The sequence below is a fragment of the Candidatus Thiosymbion oneisti genome (genome assembly GCF_900092655.1).
In the GTDB taxonomy this organism is placed as follows: Bacteria; Pseudomonadota; Gammaproteobacteria; order Chromatiales; family Chromatiaceae; genus Thiosymbion; species Thiosymbion oneisti.
The window spans coordinates 1-3942 of sequence record NZ_FLUY01000411.1; the positions used below are offsets into that span (position 1 = coordinate 1).

The following is a 3942-nucleotide window of genomic DNA, read 5'->3' on the forward strand; positions in this document are numbered from 1 at the left end:
ACCAAGAACCAGCTCCATGCCGCTGAGCAAACCGCCGCGACACCAGACTTTCTCCTCGCCGACCTGCAACAGAGCATGGTTTAAATGGAAACATCGCCACTCGCAGTGGGTTGGGCACGCCACACGCAGCACCCCCTCTCCCTCTGGGAGAGGGTTGGGGAGAGGGGATCAAATCAAGCAACGGGGCATAATGAACCCTTCTACCCTAACCATTTGAAAATTTACCACTACCCCCTTAGGGTTCAAACTGTCCCCCGGCCTCATCGGAACCGGGTGAGTCGGTGGGCAGAGCCCACCCTCCATTGCCGGCAGCCGGCGACTGGTCGCTGGTGGCAATTTATACACCCCCAATCCGGTGGCGGGATCATCTACTACCGGAATCCGAGATCCACCTCAGCACCCGGTCGAGCCCCCGGGAGGACAGCACTCGGCGCAATCCGCCGAATAGGTAGGTGGGAACGGTGACATAGTAGCGGGGCTTGGGCCGTGGACTCTCCAAGGCGTGGATCAACTTCTTGAGTACCGCCTGGGGAGGCAGGGTAAAGGGTTGGACTGCTCTTTCCCGGAGCAGGCGCTTTTCCACGGCGCGATATTGCTCCCGGTGTGGGCTGTGCTCTCGATCGATGTGGGCGCGGAACTTCTCATAGCTGTTGGCTCGGATCCGGCTCTTGATGGGGCCGGGTTCGATCAGAGAGACCTGGATACCGCTGCCGGCGAGCTCCAGACGCAGGGTGTCCGTCAGCCCCTCCAGGGCGAACTTGCTGGCTACGTAGGCGCCCCGGTAGGCCAAAGTCGTCAACCCGAGGATGGAGCTGTTCTGGACGATGCGGCCGTAGCCCTGGTGGCGCATGATGGGTATGAGGCGGCAGGTAAGCTCATGCCAACCGAGCAGATTGGTCTCCAGCTGGGCGCGCAACACCGCGCGCGACAGATCCTCCACGGCCCCCACCTGCGTGTAGGCACCGTTATTGAATAAAGCGTAGAGCTGGCCTTGGGTACGGGACAGGACCCGGTCGACCGCATCCCGGATAGTGGCCGGATCGTCCAGGTCCAGGCGCAACGCCTCCAGACCCTCGCTGGACAGTCGTTCCACGTCCTCTGGTTTCCGGGCCGATGCGAAGACACGGTAGCCTCGTTCCCGCAAGCCATGGGCGCAGGCGTAACCGATGCCGCTGGAGCAGCCAGTGATCAGGATCGTGCGCATTTCCTCGGGTTGCATTTGGTCTCTCCCGGGCCGCCGAAAGGATTGTTTCGCGGACGGAATTCTACCTGTGATCGGTTGAAATCACCCGCCGCAAGCCCCATTGGCTTCAAGTTTTCTCAACTGGTGATTGGCGAGGTAGCAACATGCCTTTCTACGAATATCGATGCGAGCAGTGTGACCACGAGCTGGAGGTCTTGCAGAAGATCACCGATCCGCCGCTGATAGATTGCCCCAAGTGTACGCAACCGGCACTGAAGAAGCTGGTATCCGCCGCGGGGTTTCGGCTCAAGGGCAGCGGCTGGTATGAGACGGACTTCAAGGGTGGAAAGCAGAAGAACCTACACGAAGGTGGTGAAAAGAAGGAGGACGGCGAGAAGAAGAAGGATGCGGGCTCGTCTCAGGACACCAAGCAGGACAAAGGCGGCGATAAGAAAAAACCCGCTGCCGAATCGAAGGTCCCCGCTACGGGATGAGCGTAGAGGGCGACTCAGGGCAAGGGCATATAAAGCTTCCCGAAACCATGGTCTCGGCAGATCTGTCTGTCTGCCGAAACTTTTTTGATCCGCAGATTAGTGCGCCAAGCGAAGCTTGGCGCTTCTTGCCGGGTGCAAATCCCGGTCGGGTAAGGGCTAGCCCCCCACCCGTAGCGCGTGTTGCGCCGAGGACGGAAAGCACCGTCTTGGTATGGATACTGGAGCATACTCGGTCCGTTGGGGACCGATCAAATCGAATTTTTCTAAGGCGAAACAGGCCAACCGAATCGGGTAGTACTTGATATGTAGTGATGAACTTCCTGCTGAACCTTTTTCTTCCCTTCCCCGCTGGGGAAATTACACGACCACTATATGTTAAGCACTACCTATTATTATTTAGAATCGTTTCGAAGATAGGAACAATGCTTTTAACCGCCCCTGTTGATGCTTTCGATGGACAATCCTTTTTTAAGCGAGAAAAAGAAATACGTACTATTTTTTTATCGGTCCCGTCGCAGACAGGTCCATGGGACGGCAGACCTGCCTGCGGCAGGCAAGTCCCTGGGGTGGGGCAAGCCCGCGTAGGGCGGATAAGCTTGCGCCATCCGCCGTATGCCAGCCACCTCCGTCGGGTGGCGGCCATCCCTGGCCTGACCCGACCTACGGGCTCACTTCTCCCGACTTTATCTTGTATCCATTTCAATTCGAGTATAATTCATTATCTACAGAACAGTGATGCGGTTCGCTGCTTGCTGCTCCCTGTCTGCCGTGCCGGCACGGGCAAGCGTCCCTGGGACGGCAGGCAGGCTCACCACATCCTACGGGCTCTATTATTGATAGATATTGCTGCTAGAATACTTCCGACCATCAAACTTATATACAATCTTATTCCTTAATGGTTGTCCGTCTTTTTTGCCCGTCTGTTGCACAACCATATCGTAAAATGAAGTGCCTTGCTGGCGAAATGTAATTAGTGAATTCCAAGAGTCTTTTGATGGCCTACCAGTACCGGAATCGTCAACTCCAGTTATCTCAGAAAATATTTCGCGAAATTCTCCTGCCACCACCGCGTGAATACTTGTATACTCTTCTAGATATCCTTGTCCTGCATATCCGTGCTCAATAACAACACCAAAAATATCATGACCTATTGCAAGTAGTTTTATTGAAGACGGAGGCTCACCCCATGATCCGTCTTGGAAAGCATTAATATAGGCTTCTTTAAGGTTCCATCCATTCCGAACTTTAATGAACTCAACGAAACTGAGTTTTGGTGCACAAGCATGACAACTATCATGACTCAAATATCCAACTACAATTATGCTAGTTTTATCTATGTAGTTTAAAGTATAATGACTATTATCCCGCGCGAGATTAGGTCATGCTCTTTGGGGTTGCTATGTTGATTCATAAGATTAAGAACCATTTCGTTAGCCTTTTCTTTATCCCAGTTACCCTGAATAAGTGGTTTATCAGTAGTTATTTTAATGAGCAACGTGACGACTATAATTGCTATAGTTATGAGTAAAACGTATGCATCGATAGTTACTATGGTTATGAATAGAGAAAGAATACCGACACATGTGCCGATAAAAGTTAATTTATCTGGCATGCTCCATTGTCGGTATTGCTGCCATGTTGGCCAAAGATTTCTGAAATATTTCCTCATCTCAACCTTCACGTCCAACTGCCTAACAGTAAATTAGACTACACGTAGCCGGATTCGATGGGCACGCTTCGCTTTATCTGTCTTCTTGCAAGGAGCCGCGGTTCGGAAAGCCCTGCGGAATGATCGGAGCCCTAAACCATCTGATGGACCCGCTTCGCTTTGCCCATCCTACCCTTTGAAATCACGAATAAACACGAATCGACACCAATCATGATTCGTGTTTATTGGTGTCTATTCGTGGTTCTTTGATGCGGTTCGTTTTACTCACCACATCCTACATGGATTTTCCCATACTCAATCCAAGTTGGGCTATTGCACAACCGGAAACAGGAAAATGTCGGATACACCCGACTGGTAGCTGGCAACTCGAAGCACCGCATAAACAAAATGGGTGTCCTTTTGTTCTTTGGTGTCCTTTTGTTCTTTTAAGGAGACAAGAACGGAACGGGGAGCGGTCATGGTCAGATTCCTGGCTGCGCGTTGGGTTGAGGGGAATCTAGCTTAGGGGGAAACAAGTCAAGGTAGTGGTATTTTTTAAATGCTAGAGTAGAATAACTCATCTACAAAATCAATCAAAGGGGTTTTCAGTCATGATT

4 protein-coding genes are annotated in these 3942 nt (G+C 52.0%); 1 reads left to right on the forward strand and 3 read right to left on the reverse strand.

Annotation, left to right across the window (positions count from 1 at the left end):
- Positions 1-364: 364 nt before the first annotated feature.
- On the reverse strand, positions 365-1219 hold the full coding sequence (locus tag BQ17_RS03790) for an SDR family oxidoreductase (RefSeq protein ID WP_256091466.1): 855 nt from the start codon (positions 1217-1219) through the stop codon (positions 365-367).
- A gap of 128 nt (positions 1220-1347) precedes the next feature.
- On the opposite strand from BQ17_RS03790, the gene BQ17_RS03795 reads away from it, so the two are divergent.
- On the forward strand, positions 1348-1677 hold the full coding sequence (locus BQ17_RS03795; RefSeq protein ID WP_089724431.1) for an FmdB family zinc ribbon protein: 330 nt from the start codon (positions 1348-1350) through the stop codon (positions 1675-1677).
- Between the two features lie 830 nt (positions 1678-2507).
- Here BQ17_RS03795 and BQ17_RS20170 read toward each other — a convergent pair.
- Together BQ17_RS20170 and BQ17_RS21410 are read right to left on the reverse strand one after the other, a co-directional pair.
- On the reverse strand, positions 2508-2981 hold the full coding sequence (locus BQ17_RS20170; RefSeq protein ID WP_141699080.1) for a hypothetical protein: 474 nt from the start codon (positions 2979-2981) through the stop codon (positions 2508-2510).
- A 674-nt stretch (positions 2982-3655) separates the two neighbouring features.
- A complete protein-coding gene (locus tag BQ17_RS21410; protein ID WP_176722278.1) occupies positions 3656-3805 on the reverse strand; it encodes a hypothetical protein in 150 nt (49 codons plus the stop codon).
- Between the last annotated feature and the right edge of the window lie 137 nt (positions 3806-3942).

What these genes read in the sequence shown, in the direction of transcription:
- BQ17_RS03790 (WP_256091466.1), bottom strand. Translation starts at nt 1,219, where the DNA reads ATGCAACCCGAGGAAATGCGCACGATCCTGATCACTGGCTGCTCCAGC.
- BQ17_RS03795 (WP_089724431.1), top strand. Translation starts at nt 1,348, where the DNA reads ATGCCTTTCTACGAATATCGATGCGAGCAGTGTGACCACGAGCTGGAG.
- BQ17_RS21410 (WP_176722278.1), bottom strand. Translation starts at nt 3,805, where the DNA reads ATGACCGCTCCCCGTTCCGTTCTTGTCTCCTTAAAAGAACAAAAGGAC.